General features: G+C 62.6%; 19 protein-coding genes. All 19 read left to right on the top strand.

Translation table 11 applies throughout. The features are described 5' to 3' along the window. Position 1 precedes the first annotated feature (1 nt). The 19 genes from rplF (at position 2) to F2P47_RS09565 (ending at position 16,292) form a co-directional block, all read left to right on the top strand. Positions 2–535, top strand: a complete 534-nt coding sequence (rplF, locus tag F2P47_RS09655; protein ID WP_152216143.1) for a 50S ribosomal protein L6 — start codon at positions 2–4, stop codon at positions 533–535. Positions 536–539: 4 nt separating this feature from the next. Next, on the top strand, positions 540–893 hold the full coding sequence (gene rplR / locus F2P47_RS09650; protein ID WP_152216142.1) for a 50S ribosomal protein L18: 354 nt from the start codon (positions 540–542) through the stop codon (positions 891–893). Between the two features lie 11 nt (positions 894–904). Then, a complete protein-coding gene (rpsE, locus tag F2P47_RS09645) occupies positions 905–1,465 on the top strand; it encodes a 30S ribosomal protein S5 (protein ID WP_152216141.1) in 561 nt (186 codons plus the stop codon). A 43-nt stretch (positions 1,466–1,508) separates the two neighbouring features. Beyond that, a complete protein-coding gene (gene rpmD, locus F2P47_RS09640) occupies positions 1,509–1,715 on the top strand; it encodes a 50S ribosomal protein L30 (protein ID WP_152216140.1) in 207 nt (68 codons plus the stop codon). A gap of 16 nt (positions 1,716–1,731) precedes the next feature. Further along, entirely contained in the window at positions 1,732–2,214 is a 483-nt protein-coding gene (rplO, locus tag F2P47_RS09635; protein ID WP_152216139.1) for a 50S ribosomal protein L15, read from the top strand. A gap of 58 nt (positions 2,215–2,272) precedes the next feature. Further along, positions 2,273–3,604 carry a preprotein translocase subunit SecY gene (secY, locus tag F2P47_RS09630; RefSeq protein ID WP_152216138.1) on the top strand — a complete coding sequence of 444 codons (1,332 nt, stop codon included), beginning with the start codon at positions 2,273–2,275 and terminating at the stop codon, positions 3,602–3,604. Then, a complete protein-coding gene (locus tag F2P47_RS09625) occupies positions 3,601–4,197 on the top strand; it encodes an adenylate kinase (RefSeq protein ID WP_152216137.1) in 597 nt (198 codons plus the stop codon). Before secY ends, F2P47_RS09625 begins: the two co-directional genes overlap by 4 nt. A gap of 240 nt (positions 4,198–4,437) precedes the next feature. Further along, a complete protein-coding gene (gene rpsM / locus F2P47_RS09620) occupies positions 4,438–4,806 on the top strand; it encodes a 30S ribosomal protein S13 (RefSeq protein ID WP_152216136.1) in 369 nt (122 codons plus the stop codon). Between the two features lie 61 nt (positions 4,807–4,867). Further along, positions 4,868–5,257, top strand: coding sequence for a 30S ribosomal protein S11 (gene rpsK, locus F2P47_RS09615; RefSeq protein ID WP_152216135.1), 390 nt, complete (start codon positions 4,868–4,870; stop codon positions 5,255–5,257). Positions 5,258–5,397: 140 nt separating this feature from the next. Beyond that, entirely contained in the window at positions 5,398–6,414 is a 1,017-nt protein-coding gene (locus tag F2P47_RS09610; RefSeq protein WP_152216134.1) for a DNA-directed RNA polymerase subunit alpha, read from the top strand. 54 nt (positions 6,415–6,468) lie between these two features. Then, positions 6,469–6,900: a 50S ribosomal protein L17 gene (rplQ, locus tag F2P47_RS09605; RefSeq protein WP_152216133.1), complete on the top strand. Its 432-nt coding sequence runs from the start codon at positions 6,469–6,471 to the stop codon at positions 6,898–6,900. A 218-nt stretch (positions 6,901–7,118) separates the two neighbouring features. Further along, positions 7,119–8,561, top strand: coding sequence for a DegQ family serine endoprotease (locus F2P47_RS09600; protein ID WP_185681049.1), 1,443 nt, complete (start codon positions 7,119–7,121; stop codon positions 8,559–8,561). 35 nt (positions 8,562–8,596) lie between these two features. Next, a complete protein-coding gene (locus F2P47_RS09595) occupies positions 8,597–9,901 on the top strand; it encodes a replication-associated recombination protein A (protein ID WP_152216131.1) in 1,305 nt (434 codons plus the stop codon). After that, positions 9,898–10,278, top strand: a complete 381-nt coding sequence (crcB, locus tag F2P47_RS09590) for a fluoride efflux transporter CrcB (protein ID WP_185681048.1) — start codon at positions 9,898–9,900, stop codon at positions 10,276–10,278. Before F2P47_RS09595 ends, crcB begins: the two co-directional genes overlap by 4 nt. After that, entirely contained in the window at positions 10,275–11,267 is a 993-nt protein-coding gene (locus F2P47_RS09585; RefSeq protein ID WP_152216130.1) for an RluA family pseudouridine synthase, read from the top strand. The genes crcB and F2P47_RS09585 overlap by 4 nt, the downstream gene beginning before the upstream one ends. Continuing rightward, complete coding sequence (locus F2P47_RS09580) at positions 11,264–11,959, top strand: HAD family hydrolase (RefSeq protein WP_152216129.1); 696 nt, start codon at positions 11,264–11,266, stop codon at positions 11,957–11,959. Before F2P47_RS09585 ends, F2P47_RS09580 begins: the two co-directional genes overlap by 4 nt. Further along, a complete protein-coding gene (locus F2P47_RS09575) occupies positions 11,956–13,746 on the top strand; it encodes an AsmA family protein (RefSeq protein ID WP_152216128.1) in 1,791 nt (596 codons plus the stop codon). The genes F2P47_RS09580 and F2P47_RS09575 overlap by 4 nt, the downstream gene beginning before the upstream one ends. 20 nt (positions 13,747–13,766) lie before the next feature. Next, complete coding sequence (locus tag F2P47_RS09570; RefSeq protein ID WP_152216127.1) at positions 13,767–14,579, top strand: ATP12 family chaperone protein; 813 nt, start codon at positions 13,767–13,769, stop codon at positions 14,577–14,579. A 180-nt stretch (positions 14,580–14,759) separates the two neighbouring features. Further along, positions 14,760–16,292: an acyl-CoA carboxylase subunit beta gene (locus F2P47_RS09565; RefSeq protein ID WP_152216126.1), complete on the top strand. Its 1,533-nt coding sequence runs from the start codon at positions 14,760–14,762 to the stop codon at positions 16,290–16,292. Positions 16,293–16,300 lie beyond the last annotated feature (8 nt).

The raw sequence follows: 16,300 nt of genomic DNA, 5'->3' as shown, positions 1-16,300 counted from the left end.
CATGTCGCGAATTGGTAAGAAGCCCATCGAAATCCCGAAAGGGGTGACCGTGGCTATCAACGGCCAGGAAGTGGCCGTGAAGGGTCCGAAGGGCGAACTCAAGCTCACGCTCGTCGAAGATGTGACGGTTGAGCAGGGCGCTGACGGCATTTCGGTGAAGCCGCGCGATGACACGCAGCGGGCTCGCGCGATGTGGGGTCTGTCCCGCACGCTCGTGCAGAACCTGGTGATCGGCGTGACCGACGGGTTCACGACGAACCTGGAGATCAACGGCGTCGGCTATCGCGCCGCTCTGCAGGGCAAGAACATTCAGCTGAGCCTGGGCTTCAGCCATGACGTGATCTATCCGATCCCCGAAGGCATTGAAGTCAAGATCGCAAAGCCGACTGAGATTTCGATCAGCGGCACGGACAAGCAGAAAGTCGGCCAGGTTGCTGCGGAGATCCGTGGCTATCGCGGGCCCGAACCCTACAAGGGCAAGGGCGTGAAGTACGCCGGCGAATTCATCTTCCGCAAGGAAGGCAAGAAGAAGTGAGCGGATGGCTATGACCAAGAATCTTCATCAGCGCCGGACGCAGCGCAACCGCACCAAGCTCGCGAAGATCGCGAACGGACGGCCGCGTCTATCCGTGTTCCGTTCTTCCAAGCACATCTATGCCCAGATCATCGACGATGTTCAGGGCGTGACGCTCGCCGCCGCCTCCACCATGGAGAAGGATTTCGGCGGGAAGGGCGGCAATGTGGACGGGGCGACCGAGATCGGAAAGCTCGTTGCACAGCGCGCACTCGAGAAGGGCGTCAAGGACGTTGTCTTCGATCGCGGCGGATATATTTACCACGGGCGCATCAAAGCGCTCGCTGATGGCGCCCGCGAAGGCGGTCTCAACTTCTAAAGGATTTGACAGTGGCACGCGAAAGAACACGAGATCGGGACCGGGAAGAGCGCGACAGCGAGTTTGTGGACAAGCTGGTCCACATCAACCGCGTCGCGAAGGTGGTCAAGGGCGGTAAGCGCTTCGGCTTTGCGGCGCTCGTCGTCGTCGGCGACCAGAAGGGCCGCGTTGGCTTCGGCCACGGCAAGGCGCGCGAAGTGCCGGAAGCGATCCGCAAGGCTACCGAGGCGGCGAAGCGCGCGATGATCCGCGTGCCGCTGCGTGAGGGCCGGACGCTGCATCATGACATTGACGGCCGTCATGGCGCCGGTCGCGTCGTGCTCCGCGCTGCTCCTGCCGGTACCGGCATCATCGCTGGCGGCCCGATGCGCGCCGTCTTCGAGACGCTTGGCGTGCAGGACGTCGTTGCGAAATCGCTCGGCTCGTCCAATCCGTACAACATGGTGCGGGCGACGTTCGATGCGCTGAAGCACGAGCAGAGCCCCCGCATGGTCGCGGCGCGTCGTGGCAAGAAGGTCAGTGATATCGTCGGTCGCCGTGCGGACGGCGCAGGCGAAGCCCTGTCCGAATAAACCGGACGGAACTAGAGACTTCCAAGTTTAGAGGAATCGAGACATGTCGGCGAAGAAGACAGACGGCAAGAAAACCGTGACCGTCCAGCAGACCGGAAGCACGCTTCGCAAGAAGCCCGGCCAGCGCGAGACGCTGATCGGTCTCGGCCTCAACAAGATGCGCCGGACGAGCACGCTCGAGGATACGCCTGCTGTGCGTGGCATGATCAACAAGGTAGCCCATCTCGTCCGTATCGTTGACGAAGCTTGAGGCTTGCGAGGCTAAGATGACGACTCTCAACAAGATCAGCGACAATCAGGGCGCCCGCAAATCGCGCATCCGCGTCGGCCGTGGTATCGGCTCGACGAAGGGCAAGACCGGCGGCCGTGGCGTCAAGGGTCAGACATCCCGTTCCGGCGTGGCCATCAAAGGCTACGAAGGCGGCCAGATGCCGATCCACATGCGCCTGCCGAAGCGTGGCTTCAAGAACCTGTTCCGCCTCGACTACAACGTCATCAATCTCGACCAGCTGCAGAAGGCCGTCGATGACGGCAAGTTTGCTGCCGGTTCGAAGGTCGATGTCGCGACGCTGGTGAGCGTAGGCATTCTCCGCCGTGCCAAGGACGGTGTGCGTCTCCTGGCGCGCGGCGAACTCAAGGCGAAGCTCGCTCTCGAAGTTGCCGGCACGTCGGAAGCCGCGAAGGCCGCGGTCGAGAAGGCCGGCGGCTCTGTCACGGTCATCGCAGCGAAGGTAGCGGCCGCTGAATAAGGCCGCGAAGACTTTGGCCACGCTTGTGCCAAGCGCGCAATGCACGGAGTAGGACGAGATGGCATCAGCGGCTGAACAGCTGGCGGCAAATCTGAACTTTTCGGCCTTCTCGAAGGCCGACGAGCTGAAGAAGCGCATCTGGTTTACCCTGGGCGCGCTCATTGTCTACCGTCTCGGCACCTACATCCCGCTGCCCGGCATCGATCCGGCCGCGCTGGCCCAGGTGTTCAAGCAGCAGCAGTCCGGCATCCTGGGCATTTTCGATATGTTCGCGGGCGGCGCGGTTGGCCGTATGGCGATCTTCGCTCTCGCGATCATGCCCTACATCTCCGCCTCCATCATTCTTCAGCTGATGACTTCGGTTTCGAAGCATCTGGAAGCGCTGAAGAAGGAGGGTGAGCAGGGCCGGAAGACGATCAATCAGTATACGCGCTACGGCACTGTGATCCTCGCCGCTTTTCAAGGCTACGCGATTGCAGTTGGCCTTGAGAATGCGCAGCATGTCGTCATCGATCCGGGCATCTTTTTCCGCGCGACGACTGTGGTCACGCTGGTCGGCGGTACGATGTTCCTGATGTGGCTCGGTGAGCAGATCACGTCGCGTGGCGTCGGCAACGGTATTTCGCTGATCATTTTCGCGGGCATCGTGGCCCAGCTGCCCCACGCTATCGCCGGCACTCTGGAACTCGGCCGCACCGGCGCGCTGTCGGCGGGCGTCATTCTCTTTGTCGCGGTGATGGTCGTTGCCGTGATCATGGCGATCGTCTTTGTCGAACGGGCTCAGCGCCGCCTGATCGTCCAGTATCCCAAGCGCCAGGTTGGCAACAAGATGTATGGTGGCGACAGTTCGCATCTGCCGCTGAAGCTGAATACGTCCGGCGTCATTCCGCCGATCTTCGCCTCGTCGCTTCTGCTGTTGCCGATCACCATTGCGAACTTCACTGCAGGTGCGGGCCCCGACTGGCTCAACACTGTGACGGCAATGCTCGGCCATGGTCAGCCGCTCTATATGGTGTTCTACGCAGCTGGCATCATCTTCTTTGCCTTCTTCTACACGGCGCTCGTGTTCAACCCGAAGGACACAGCCGATAACCTGAAGAAGTATGGCGGATTCATTCCCGGCATTCGTCCCGGCCAGCGCACGGCGGAATATATCGACTACGTGCTGACCCGCCTGACCGTTCTCGGCGCAGCCTATCTCACCGCGATCTGCTTGCTGCCGGAGATCCTGATTTCGCAATACAAGGTGCCGTTCTATTTCGGCGGTACCTCGCTGCTGATCGTGGTGAGCGTCACCATGGACACTGTGGCGCAGATCCAGAGCCATCTGCTCGCGCACCAGTATGAAGGACTGATCAAGAAGTCGAAGCTGAGGGGGGCGCGTCGATGAAGCTTATTCTTCTCGGGCCGCCTGGCGCCGGCAAGGGTACGCAGGCTCAACGTCTGCAGGAGACCTATGGTCTGGTGCAGCTCTCGACGGGCGACATGCTTCGCGCCGCCGTGAAGGCGGGCACTGAAGTCGGCAAGAAAGCCGAGGCGATCATGGCGCGCGGCGATCTGGTGCCTGATGATGTCGTGGTTGGTATCATCAGCGACCGCATCGAGCAGCCGGACGCGAAGAAAGGCTACATCCTGGACGGGTTCCCCCGGAACGTCGCTCAGGCTGAAGCGCTGGACAAGATGCTCGCGGGCAAGGGTACGAAGCTCGATGCCGTGGTCGAGCTCGAAGTCGACGACAAGATTTTGCTTGGCCGTATCGAGAACCGCGCTGCCCAGACGGCTGGCGGTCCCCGCGCGGACGACAATGCCGAGGCGCTGGCAAAGCGGCTCAAGGTCTACCACGAACAGACGGCGCCTCTCGTTGCTTACTACAAGAAGCAGGGCGCGCTGAAGGGCGTGGACGGCATGAAGGATATCGACGACGTGACCCGCCAGATCGAGGCGGTGCTCGGACTTGGAGCGAAAAAAGGGGAATTGGCTTAAGCGGTTGACTGGGAAGGGTTAAATCCTATAATCCCGGCCTTCGCGACGGCACTTTCAGGGCAAATACCGGTATGGGCCGAAAATTGGCGGAATTCCGCGGGTTTTCGGAGGGTCCATCCGGGTTTTGACGTAGGCGCCGTCTTAAGCGATTCCCCATGTGGCGGTGACCCAGGTGGGTCGCCGGACCGAATGAGGGTTGTATCGGGCTGAAGCGCCGATACGGAGAGCAGGAGAATTGAAGTGGCTCGTATTGCTGGTGTCAACATCCCGACGAACAAGCGGGTGCTCATCGCGCTGACCTATATCCATGGCATCGGCGATGCCAAGGCGCAGGAAATCTGCGAGAAGGTCGGTATTCCGGCTGAGCGCCGTGTGAACCAGCTGACCGATAGCGAAGTCATCCAGATCCGCGAAACGATCGATCGCGATTACATGGTCGAAGGCGACCTTCGTCGCGAAGTCGCGATGAACATCAAGCGGCTCATGGATCTCGGCTGCTACCGCGGTCTGCGTCACCGCAAGGGCCTGCCGGTGCATGGCCAGCGGACGCACACCAACGCCCGCACCCGCAAGGGTCCGGCCAAGGCGATTGCCGGCAAGAAGAAGTAAGAGCTCCACGTAATTTTTACGCCGGGGCATGAGCTCGGGCGACAGGCAAGGTTTGAGAGCGATGGCTAAGGAAAAGACCCGTATTCGGCGCAAGGAACGGAAGAACATTTCGTCCGGCGTGGCGCATGTGAACTCGTCGTTCAACAACACGATGATCACGATCACAGACGCGCAGGGCAACACGATCTCCTGGTCCTCGGCCGGCATGATGGGCTTCAAGGGCAGCCGCAAGTCGACGCCCTTCGCCGCGCAGATGGCCGCCGAAGACGCCGGCAAGAAGGCGATGGAGCACGGCATGCGTACCCTCGAAGTCGAGGTGACGGGTCCGGGTTCGGGTCGTGAGTCCGCTCTGCGCGCGCTGCAGTCGGTCGGCTTCACCGTGACGACGATCCGTGACGTCACGCCGATTCCGCACAATGGCTGCCGCCCGCCCAAGCGTCGTCGCGTGTAACCAGCATTCGATACTCGACCTTTTCTGGTCCGTCTGCTCGCACGATAGAATGGTGGGGTGGACGTTAAAGAGACCAAGTGGCGGATGTCTCCCGCCCGGCGCGCCGGTTTGGCGCCCGTAAACGGCACGAGGTTTTGAAATTGATCCAGAAGAACTGGGAAGAGCTGATTAAGCCGAACAAGCTCGAAATCAATCCGGGCCATGACGCCGGCCGCTTCGCGACGGTTGTCGCGGAGCCGCTTGAGCGCGGCTTCGGTCTGACGCTTGGCAATGCGCTGCGCCGCGTCCTGATGTCGTCGCTTCAGGGCGCCGCCGTCACCGCCGTGCAGATCGACGGCGTGCTGCATGAGTTCTCGTCGATCGCGGGCGTTCGCGAAGACGTGACGGACATCATCCTGAACATCAAGCAGCTTGCGCTGCGCCTTCATGCCGAAGGCCCGAAGCGCATGACGCTGACGAAGAAGGGCCCGGGAGTCGTCACCGCTGGCGACATCACGACGGGTGCCGACATTGAAGTGCTGAACCCGGACCTCGTGCTCTGCACGCTGGACCAGGGCGCCGACATCCGCATGGAATTCACGGTCGCGCTCGGCAAGGGTTATGTCTCGTCGGACCGCAACCGTCCGGAAGATGCGCCGATCGGCCTGATCGCCGTCGACAGCCTCTATAGCCCGGTGAAGCGCGTTTCCTACAAGGTCGAGAACACCCGCGAAGGGCAGATCCTCGACTATGACAAGCTCACCATGCAGATCGAGACGAACGGCGCACTGACGCCGGACGACGCGGTTGCCTATGCCGCGCGAATCCTGCAAGACCAGCTCCAGATTTTCGTGAACTTCGAAGAGCCGGAGCAGAAGCACATCGAAGAGACGCGCCCGGAACTCGAATTCAACGCGGCGCTGCTCAAGAAGGTCGACGAACTGGAGCTTTCGGTCCGTTCGGCCAACTGCCTCAAGAACGACAACATCGTCTATATCGGCGACCTCATTCAGAAGACGGAAGCCGAAATGCTCCGTACGCCGAACTTCGGACGCAAGTCGCTCAACGAGATCAAGGAAGTGCTCGCGCAGATGGGTCTCCACCTCGGCATGGAAGTGCCGAACTGGCCGCCGGAGAACATCGAAGAACTCGCGAAGCGCTACGAAGACCAGTATTGATATTTGAACGCCGCGTCGCAGAAGACGCCGCAAGGAATGTAAGGAGAAGGGGTCATGCGTCACGGTAATTCCGGCCGCAAGCTCAACAGGACGGCGAGCCACCGCAAGGCGATGCTGGCCAACATGGCCGTCGCGCTGATCAAGCACGAGCAGATCGTCACGACGCTGCCGAAGGCGAAGGAGCTGCGCCCCTACGTGGAGAAGCTTGTCACGCTCGGCAAGACGGACACGCTGCACACGCGCCGTCAGGCCTATGCGCAGCTGCCCGACAAGAAGTGGGCGGCGAAGCTCTTCGACATTCTCGGGCCGCGCTACAAGGAGCGTCCCGGCGGCTATATCCGTGTGCTGAAAGCGGGCTTCCGCTTTGGCGACAACGCGCCGATGGCCGTGATCGAATTCGTCGACCGCGACGAGAGCGCCAAGGGCCAGGATTCGGGCCCGGTGCTGGTCGAGGGTGACGAAGAGGAAGCGCTGGCGACGGCGTAAGCCGATCGCGCGTCTGGCGACAATCAAGGGCGGCCTTCGGGCCGCCCTTTTTGTTTGCGTCTGGAGCGCCATCAAGGGGGGCAAGCTGGCCGGTAGCTGAAGAGTTCGTAAGGAACCGGCGGCACTTTCCGCCTTGCCAGCGTCACATTGGCTCAACAAAATCCATGAAAAGGATGCGGCGCTTCCGGGCCGGGGCGCATCAAGTGGTGATCGAATTGATGACTCAATCTTCCGTTGGCGGCTGGACCGCGATGGCGCTTGGCGCCGTGGCGCTCAGCCTGACACTGGTTTTCTTTCCGCACGATGTGAAGGCGGAGACACGCGCCCTGCCGGGGTCGGCGGGCGAGGTGACGCTTTCCTATTCGTCGGTGGTGAAACGGGTCGCGCCTGCGGTCGTGAACGTCTATTCGAAGCGTGTGGTCCGGGCACAGGCGCCGTCGCCGCTCTTCAACGATCCCTTCTTCCAGCGCTTTTTCGGCGACCGCTTCAGTTTTGGCGTGCCACGCGAGCGTGTGCAGCAGTCGCTCGGGTCGGGCGTCATCATCGACGCGGACGGGCTCATCGTAACCAACAACCACGTCATTCAGGGCGGCGATCAGTTCAAGGTCGCGTTGAACGACCGGCGCGAATTCGAGGCCAAGGTGGTGCTCGCCGATGAGCGCACGGATCTTGCCGTGCTGAAGATCGACACCAAGGGCGAGAAGTTGCCGTTCCTGTCGTTCAAGGACTCGGACTCGGTGGAGGTCGGCGACCTTGTGCTGGCGCTCGGCAATCCTTTCGGCGTCGGGCAGACGGTGACAACGGGTATCGTCTCGGCGCTGGCGCGAACACATGTCGGTGTGTCGGATTATCAGTTCTTCATTCAGACGGATGCGGCGATCAATCCCGGCAATTCGGGCGGCGCGCTGGTGACGACCGACGGCAAGCTCATCGGCATCAACAGCGCCATCTATTCGCAGTCTGGCGGCAGCGTCGGCATCGGCTTCGCGATCCCGTCGAACATGGTGCGGCTGATCGTCGACAGCGCCAGGAATGGCGGCCGTGTGAAGCGCCCCTGGACGGGGGCGCAGCTGCAGGCGGTCGATGCGCAACTCGCCTCGACGCTCGGTCTCGACAGGCCGGGCGGCGCTCTGGTGCAGGAAGTCTTTCCGGGCGGACCGGCGGCGCGCGCGGGCCTCAAGGAAGGTGACGTGATCCGCTCTGTCGACAATCACGATGTCGAAGACCCGCAAGCCGTCCGCTATCGCTTCGCGACCAAGGGGCTCGATGGCAAGGTAACCGTGCGCTACCAGCGCGACGGCCGCTCTTTCGAGACGCAGGTGGCGCTGGAAGCGGCGCCGGAGAAGCCGGCTGCCGATCGCACACTTATCAAGGGCCACAATCCCTTTACCGGGGCGACCGTTGCCAATCTCTCGCCTGCCGTAGCCGACGAACTCGACCTTGATACGTTTGGGGGCAAGGGCGTCGTGGTCCTGAAGATTGAGGATGGGACGCCTGCGGAAAGGCTCCAGTTCCAGCCGGGCGACATCGTGCTTCAGGTGGGAGAGACCAAGATCGGCTCGGTGAAGGAGCTTTTGGGCGCCACCGCCGGCACGCGCGAGCAATGGGATTTCGCGATCCGGCGCGGCGATCGGACCTTCACGGCGACGGTCGGTGGGTGATGCAGCGGACAGGGGAAACATGCTAAACCCTGCCCATGAGCAACCTTTTCGAAGCCGCAGGTCTGGATGAGGGCGCCCCGCGTCCGTTGGCGGACCGGCTGCGCCCGAAGACGCTTGAGGAAGTGGTCGGCCAGGATCACCTGATCGGGCCGAAGGGGCCGCTCGGCCGGATGCTCGCCAAGGGGCACCTTTCCTCGATCATCCTCTGGGGGCCGCCCGGCACCGGCAAGACGACCATTGCCCGGCTTCTGGCCGACAAGGTAGGGCTCCATTTCGAACCTATGTCGGCGATCTTTTCCGGGGTTGCGGATCTGAAAAAGGTCTTCGACGCGGCGCGGGGTCGTCGTGCGGTCGGCAAGGGGACGCTGCTCTTCGTCGACGAAATCCACCGCTTCAACCGCGCCCAGCAGGATAGCTTCCTCCCCGTGATGGAGGATGGCACGGTAACGCTGGTCGGCGCGACGACGGAAAACCCGTCTTTCGAACTCAACGCGGCGCTTCTCTCGCGTGCGCAGGTGCTGGTTCTGAACCGGCTCGACGATGCGTCACTCGAAAAGCTGCTTGAGCGCGCGGAGGTCCATGTCGGACGCAAGCTGCCGCTCGACGCGGATGCGCGGGCGACGCTGCGCGCCATGGCGGATGGCGATGGACGCTACATGCTGGGTCTTGCCGAAGAAGTCTTCGAGGTGGCGGGCGATCATGTGCTCGATACGGCAGGCCTCATCGGCGCCGTGCAGCGCCGCGCCCCGCTCTACGACAAGGGGCGGGAAGGGCACTACAATCTCGTCAGTGCGTTGCATAAATCCGTACGCGGATCGGATTGCGACGCCGCGCTCTACTGGCTCGCGCGGATGCTCGCAGGCGGCGAGGACCCGCTATACATCTGTCGCCGCATGGTGCGCATGGCCGTGGAGGATATCGGCCTTGCCGACCCGGAAGCGCTCCACCAGACGCTCGCCGCGAAAGAGGCCTATGATTTTCTGGGAAGTCCCGAAGGCGAACTCGCTATCGCGCAGGCGCTGATCTACCTCGCCACGGCGCCGAAATCGAATGCGGCCTACATGGCCTTCGGCGCAGCGAAGCGCGCAGCCAAGGAAACGGGCTCGCTCAATCCGCCTGCGCATATTCTCAATGCGCCAACGCGGCTGATGAAGGATCTCGGTTACGGCAAAGGCTATGTCTACGATCCCGACACGCCGGAAGGATTTTCGGGGCAGGACTACTTCCCGGACGAGATGGAACGCGAGCAGTTCTACGAACCTTTCGAACGTGGCTTCGAGCGTGAGATTTCCAAACGCCTCGCCTATTGGCAAAGATTGAGACAGGAGAAGTCGAAGTGAACAGCATTTTCGCCGTTGCGGTCGGTGGCGCCATTGGTTCCGTGCTGCGCTACCTCTTCAACATCGAGGTGACGAAGGCGCTCGGCACCGGCTTTCCCTGGGGCATCCTCGTCGTCAACATTCTTGGCTGCTTCGTCATGGGTGCCGTTGCGGAGAGCTTCGCGCTGAAGTTCAACGCACCGCAGGAAATGCGCAGCTTCATGATGACGGGCATTCTCGGCGGCTTCACGACATTCTCGGCCTTTGCGCTCGATACGGGCAACATGATCGAGCGGAACGATTTCGGCCTTGCTGGTCTTTATTTGGCGGGGTCGGTCGGCGGATCGATCCTGGCGCTTTTTCTCGGACTTTGGACTGTAAGGGCGGTGTTTTCATGAGTGCTGTCGCGCAACTCGACGTGACGGAGGAGGAGGACGGCATCCGCCTCGACCGCTGGTTCAAGCGCCGCTTCCCGTCGTTGACGCATGGACGTCTCGAGAAGCTGCTGCGTACCGGGCAAGTCCGTGTCGACGGCGTCAAGGCCAAGGCAAGCGCGCGACTTGCGGCCGGGCAGATCGTCCGTGTGCCGCCGCTCGGCGAGGCGCTGGAACCCGCGCCCAAGCTTGAAAAGCCGGTGAGCGAGGCCGATGCGGAAATGATCCGCGCCTGCGTCATCTACAAGGACAAGTCGGTGATCGTGCTAAACAAGCCCTCGGGGCTTGCCGTGCAGGGAGGCACCAAGACGGAGCGGCATCTCGACGGCATGCTCGACGCGCTGATGTTCGAGGCGAAGGAGCGCCCGCGCCTCGTTCACCGGCTCGACCGCGATACCTCGGGTGTCATCGTGCTGGCGCGGAATGTCCGCGCGGCGACGGCGCTTGCCCGCGCCTTCCAGCAGAAGGATGCGCAGAAGATTTACTGGGCGCTCGTCGTCGGCGTTCCGAGCCCGCGTCAGGGCACGATCAACCTTGCACTGACGAAGCAGGGTGGACCGCGCGCCGAGCGCGTTTTCGCCGCCGAGAAGGGCGACGAGGACGCGAAATATGCCGTCACGCATTATTCGGTGGTGACGACCGTGGCGCAGAAATTCGCCTGGGTCGCCTTCATGCCCATGACGGGCCGCACCCACCAGATCCGCGCTCATGCCGCCGCCATGGGAACGCCGATTGTCGGCGATGGAAAATATGGCGGTGTCGATGCGCATCCGGGCGGCGAAATTCCGCGCCAGCTTCACCTTCATGCGCGCTCGCTCGACATCGCGCATCCAGATGGTGGCAAGCGCCTCTTTGTGGAGGCGGAACTTCCGCCGCATATGAAGAGGACGTGGGAGCTGCTTGCCTTCGAAGAGCGCGATGCGAAACACGCTTTTGATGGGCTGGAGCCATGAGCTCGCGCCTTGTCGTCTTCGATTGCGACGGCACACTGATCGACAGCCAGCACATGATCGTGGCGGCGATGAACCATGCGTTCGAGGCGCATGGGCTTGAGGCTCTGCCGCGCGAGGAGGTTCTGTCCATCGTCGGCCTCTCGCTGGACGAGGCGCTGGCGGCGCTTCTGCCGGAGACGGACCCGCTGCTCAGGAAGGCCGTGACCGAGGGTTACAAGGACGCCTTCCATCATCTGCGCGCGCGGCCTGAGCTTGCCGAGCCGCTTTTCCCCGGCGCGCGTGAAGCCATCGAAAAATTGGCGGCGCGGGACGACGTGCTTCTCGGCATTGCCACGGGCAAGTCGCAGAAGGGGTTGCGCCTCGCCCTCGAACAGCATGATCTTATCCACCTCTTCGTTACCCTTCAGACGGCGGATGATGCGCCCTCGAAGCCCCATCCCATGATGATGGAGCGCGCCATGGCGGAAGCGGGCGCCGGCCCCCGAGATACGGTTCTGGTGGGAGACACGTCATACGATATTCATATGGCCCGCGCTGCCGGGACGCATGCCTTTGGCGTCGATTGGGGCTATCATGACACGGATGTTCTCGCGCAGTCGGGGGCGGCGGTGATCCTGTCGGACTTCGCCGAGCTTCATCCAGCGCTGGAGACGATCTGGACGGTGCCATTGTCGAAGGGGACAATTAAATGAGATTCATTGGCCGGTTGCTTCTTCTCGTCATCATCGTTCTGGTCGTCGGCGTTGTCGGCCTGAGCTTCGTCGATCTCGGGCGTTTCTCGCCGCAGATCGAGGCGGCGGCGCAAAAGGCGACGGGACGCGCCCTCAAGATCGACGGGCGCCTCCATATCGGCATCTCGCTGGAGCCTGAACTGGTCGCCGAGAAAGTGAGCTTCGCCAACGCCGACTGGGGCACGAAGCCGGAGATGATGAAGGCGGATCGGCTGGCGCTGAAGATCGCCGTGCTGCCGCTGCTGAAGGGGCAGGTAGCGCTGAAGTCGGTCGAGCTCGACGATGCCGACATCTATGTCGAAACGGACAAGGCCGGTAAGGGCAACTGGGAGTTCGGTACCGCGCAGGCAGAGGCCACGACCAAGGCGGGCGGCACTCCGGCGCTCGCGGGCGTTCCCAATGTCGCGATCTCGAACCTCAAGATTACCTATCGTGATGGCACGACGAAGAAGGTAACGACGGCGGATTTCAAGAAGGTCAGCATCGCGCAGAAGGTCGGTGGTGTTCATGCCACGATCGAGGGCGACGTCAACGGCTCTGCTGTTGCCTTCGACTCCGATGTGTTTCAGGCGGTGGGCGACATTTCGCTGAAAGACGTGTCCGTGACCGTGGCAGGCACGAGCGCCAAGGGCGATCTTACGCTGGCGCTTGGCGGTGCGAAGCCCAACATCACCGGCGCGCTGACGAGCCCCAAATTCGACCTCACGCCCTTCACCAAGGGCGATGGCGGCGGCAAGTCGAAAGGCGGGCCGGTCTTCAGCCGCGATCCGCTTCCGCTCGATCAGCTCGGTGCGGCAGATGCGGATGTGGCCGTCAGCGTCGGTTCACTCGTCTTTGGCAAGGTCGAACTTACCAATGTGAAGCTGCCGGTGAAGCTCAAGGACGGCCAGCTCAATGCGCCGTTAAGTGCGGCTTATCGCGGCGTGCCGATCAATGCGACGGTGGCGGCGAATGGCGGGTCGCGTACTGTGTCGCTGGATGCGCGCACGACATCGCTTGATCTGGGCCAGCTGTTCAAAGACCTCGAAGTGACGGACCTTCTTTCCGTCAAGGCCGATATTGCGGCAAAGCTTAGCGGTCGCGGCAGGTCGCTGCACGACATCGCGGCAAACCTCAACGGCATGACCAACCTTGCGACGGGTGAGGGCACGGTCAATTCGAAGATGTTTGCGATCGTGTCGGACGATCTCGCCAAGGCGATCATTCCGAGCGGCCAGAGCGGCGATAAGGCAAGGCTCGTCTGCGCTTTGAGCGCGTTCAACTTCCAGGGTGGTGTCGGCACCTCCAAGGCGCTGGCTGTGGAAACCGACAGCCTCATCACTACGGGTGGCGGCACGATCAATCTTGGTACGGAGCAGATCGACTTGCTGCTCAATCCGAAGCCCAAGAATCCGAGCCTGATGAGTGTCGCTTTCCCGATCCGCGTCTCGGGTCCGCTTTCGGCCCCTTCGGCGGGGCTCGACAGGACGGGCGTCGTCACCGGCGTGGCGACTGCGGTTGGCGGCGTGGCGCTGACCGGCGGCGTCGGCGCGCTCCTGCCGCTGATGAGCAGCGGCAATGGAGGCGCGGCGAGTTCGGGTGGCTGCGCGAAGCTTGCGGCTGCGGCGGCTCAGGACTCTGGTGGCGTCGGCGGCGCGGTGAAGGGCGTCGGCAGCGCGGTTGGCGGTGCAGCGGAAGGTGCGGCCAAGGGTGTCGGCGGTGCTGTCAAAGGCATCGGCGAGGGCATTGGCGGCCTCTTCGGCAAGTAAGCGATAGCAAAGTAACCAATATGAGTGACGACGATTCCATTTTCGGCCCGCTCTTCTCGGAGTTGGGGCGCAACCGGGCGCTCGGCGAGCAGGTCGAGCATCCGGGGCGCAACACCTTCCGGCCTCTGCCCAAACGCTTCTACAAGGAGGCGAAGGCGGCGCCGCTGGACGATGGCTTCACGGTGCTGCTCGACGGACGCGGCGTGAAAACGCCCGCCCGCAGACCCCTCAAGGTGCCGACGCCGGCGCTGGCGGAAGCCATGGCCGAGGAATGGGGGAGGCAAGGCGAGAAGATCGATCCTCGCACCATGTGGCTGACCAAGCTCGCCAACACGGCGATCGACCGGGTGGAGCCGCGCCGCGGCGAGGTGATTGCCGACATCATGGCCTTCGCGGGCACCGACCTCATCTGCTATCGGACCGACAATCCGGCGGAACTGGCCCGGCGCCATGCCGCCTATTGGCAGCCATTGGTCGACTGGGCGGCGGAGGCCTTCGGCGCCAGGCTCCGCGTGACCGAGGCCATTACCCACATTCCGCAGGACGAGGAGGCGCTCGCCGCGCTCCGTTCAGCCCTGACCGAAATTGGCTCTTTTTCGCTCGCGGCACTCCATAACGCCGTGACGCTGACTGGCTCGGCCATTATCGGCCTCGCGCTGCTGAAGGGCAGGCTCGATGTAGGGCAGGCGTTCGACGCTTCCCATGTGGATGAGGCGTGGCAGGCGGAGCTCTGCGGTGAGGACGAAGATGAGGCGGTTCGACTCGCCATGCGGCGCGAAGAACTCGCCGATACTGCCCGTTTTTTGGACCTTCTCGGCGGGATTGCCGTCTGACGCTGCGTAAAACCGGGGCTCCAAAACACCCGCCAAGCCATTGGCAATTTTACGCTTTGGGTGCTATTCAAGGCCCTCGCAAGGAGCCGGGCGGTGGCCTTTTGGAGCCCCGTTTTCCGGTCAACCACCATCTCGACAATGCCCGGCCGGTACGTTCGGCCCAGGGTCTCAGGGTGCGGAATGAAAGAGATTATTCGCCAGCTCGAAGAGCGCAGGAACGTTGCCAGACTCGGCGGCGGCCAGAAGCGCATCGACGCTCAGCATGCACGCGGCAAGCTCACGGCGCGCGAGCGCATCGAGCTTCTGCTCGATGAGGGCTCCTTCGAGGAGTTCGACATGTTCGTCGAGCATGATTGCCACGACTTCGGCATGGAAAAGCAGAAGATTCCGGGCGACGGCGTCGTGACGGGTTGGGGCACGGTCAATGGCCGTCCCGTCTATATCTTCGTGAAGGATTTCACCGTCTTCGGCGGCTCGCTCTCCAAAGCGCATGCGAAGAAGATGACGAAGATCCAGGATATGGCGCTGCGCAATGGCGCGCCGATCATCGGCCTCTTCGACGCGGGCGGCGCGCGCATTCAGGAAGGCGTGGACGCGCTCGGCGGCTATGGCGAGGTCTTCACGCGCAATGTGCTCGCCTCGGGCGTCATTCCGCAGATCTCCGTCATCATGGGACCATGCGCGGGCGGCGACGTTTATTCGCCGGCCATGACGGACTTCATCTTCATGGTCCGCGACACGTCCTACATGTTCGTGACCGGCCCGGACGTTGTGAAGACGGTGACGAACGAAACCGTTACGTCGGAACAGCTTGGCGGCGCGTCTGTCCATACCGTCAAGTCGTCGGTCGCCGATGGCGCCTGGGACAATGATGTCATCACGCTCGGCCAGATCCGCCGCCTGATCGACTTCCTGCCATCGTCGAACCGCGACGATGTGCCGGAGCGTCCCTATTACGACGACGCCAAGCGCATCGAGATGTCGCTCGACACGCTGATCCCGGCGAACCCGAACATGCCCTACGACATGAAGGAACTGATCCTTAAGGTCGTGGACGAGGGCGATTTCTTCGAGATTCAGGAAAGCTTCGCGAAGAACATCGTCACCGGCTTCGCCCGCATCGAAGGCCGCACTGTCGGCGTCGTCGCGAACCAGCCGATGGTTCTTGCGGGCGTGCTCGACTCCGACGCCAGCCGCAAGGCCGCGCGCTTCGTGCGCTTCTGCGACTGTTTCAGCATTCCGATCGTCACCTTCGTGGATGTGCCGGGCTTCCTGCCGGGCACCGCGCAGGAGTACGGCGGCCTCATCAAGCACGGCGCGAAGCTTCTCTTCGCCTATACCGAGGCGACGGTGCCGAAAATCACCGTCATCACGCGCAAGGCCTATGGCGGCGCCTATGACGTCATGTCGTCGAAGCATATTCGCGGCGATTTGAACTACGCCTGGCCGACCGCTGAAATCGCGGTCATGGGCGCGAAGGGCGCGGTCGAGATCATCCATCGCCAGGACCTCGGCGATCCGGAGAAGATCGCCGCGCACACCAAGACCTATGAAGATCGCTTCCTCAATCCCTTCGTCGCCGCCGAACGCGGCTATATCGACGAAGTGATCATGCCGCACTCGACGCGAGTGCGCGTGGCGCGGGCGCTGGCTCTCCTTCGCAACAAGGAAGTCGAAGCCCCGTGGAAGAAGCACGACAACATTCCGCTCTGAGGGCGATC

The sequence above is a fragment of the Parvibaculum sedimenti genome (genome assembly GCF_009184905.1).
GTDB lineage: Bacteria > Pseudomonadota > Alphaproteobacteria > Parvibaculales > Parvibaculaceae > Parvibaculum > Parvibaculum sedimenti.
Note: the sequence above shows the minus strand (reverse complement) of the source record. Positions and strands in the feature narration are given on the sequence as shown.

Bases quoted from the DNA above. Each gene is read 5' to 3' on its own strand.
- rplO (WP_152216139.1), top strand. From the start codon at position 1,732: ATGACGACTCTCAACAAGATCAGCGACAATCAGGGCGCCCGCAAATCG.
- rplR (WP_152216142.1), top strand. From the start codon at position 540: ATGGCTATGACCAAGAATCTTCATCAGCGCCGGACGCAGCGCAACCGC.
- F2P47_RS09585 (WP_152216130.1), top strand. From the start codon at position 10,275: ATGAGTGCTGTCGCGCAACTCGACGTGACGGAGGAGGAGGACGGCATC.
- F2P47_RS09580 (WP_152216129.1), top strand. From the start codon at position 11,264: ATGAGCTCGCGCCTTGTCGTCTTCGATTGCGACGGCACACTGATCGAC.
- F2P47_RS09570 (WP_152216127.1), top strand. From the start codon at position 13,767: ATGAGTGACGACGATTCCATTTTCGGCCCGCTCTTCTCGGAGTTGGGG.
- rplQ (WP_152216133.1), top strand. From the start codon at position 6,469: ATGCGTCACGGTAATTCCGGCCGCAAGCTCAACAGGACGGCGAGCCAC.
- F2P47_RS09595 (WP_152216131.1), top strand. From the start codon at position 8,597: ATGAGCAACCTTTTCGAAGCCGCAGGTCTGGATGAGGGCGCCCCGCGT.
- rpmD (WP_152216140.1), top strand. From the start codon at position 1,509: ATGTCGGCGAAGAAGACAGACGGCAAGAAAACCGTGACCGTCCAGCAG.
- F2P47_RS09565 (WP_152216126.1), top strand. From the start codon at position 14,760: ATGAAAGAGATTATTCGCCAGCTCGAAGAGCGCAGGAACGTTGCCAGA.
- rpsK (WP_152216135.1), top strand. From the start codon at position 4,868: ATGGCTAAGGAAAAGACCCGTATTCGGCGCAAGGAACGGAAGAACATT.
- F2P47_RS09575 (WP_152216128.1), top strand. From the start codon at position 11,956: ATGAGATTCATTGGCCGGTTGCTTCTTCTCGTCATCATCGTTCTGGTC.
- rplF (WP_152216143.1), top strand. From the start codon at position 2: ATGTCGCGAATTGGTAAGAAGCCCATCGAAATCCCGAAAGGGGTGACC.
- F2P47_RS09600 (WP_185681049.1), top strand. From the start codon at position 7,119: ATGACTCAATCTTCCGTTGGCGGCTGGACCGCGATGGCGCTTGGCGCC.
- F2P47_RS09625 (WP_152216137.1), top strand. From the start codon at position 3,601: ATGAAGCTTATTCTTCTCGGGCCGCCTGGCGCCGGCAAGGGTACGCAG.
- secY (WP_152216138.1), top strand. From the start codon at position 2,273: ATGGCATCAGCGGCTGAACAGCTGGCGGCAAATCTGAACTTTTCGGCC.